This is a genomic window from Sphingobacterium sp. UBA1897 (genome assembly GCF_002337775.1).
GTDB lineage: Bacteria > Bacteroidota > Bacteroidia > Sphingobacteriales > Sphingobacteriaceae > Sphingobacterium > Sphingobacterium siyangense.
The window spans coordinates 89,223-89,465 of record NZ_DDGR01000029.1 but is presented as its reverse complement, the minus strand read 5'-3'; the positions used below and the strand labels follow the sequence as shown (position 1 = coordinate 89,465).

General features: G+C 38.7%; 1 pseudogene. It reads right to left on the bottom strand.

Annotated features, from left to right (window positions below):
• Positions 1-12 precede the first annotated feature (12 nt).
• Positions 13-243: pseudogene (locus B4N43_RS20560) on the bottom strand (ATP-dependent helicase); the annotation flags it as partial.

Genomic DNA, 243 nt, shown 5'->3' with positions numbered 1-243 from the left:
CCTTTTCTATTTTTATTTCTTTTTCATTTTCATCGTCATTTTTGCCTTTTCACCACCCCCATAATTAAAGGTTTTGGCATTGCTTTCTTTCTTTTGGTGAAAAGCACCGCCACGGGAAAGATCTTCTTTATCTTCCTCCTTGCTCGACTTTTTCTTTTTGTCGGCGATGGGATTATAGATTGCAAGGTCCTCAGGCAATTCCAAAACATCCATTCTTTTACCGACGGCCTGTTCTATTTTTTC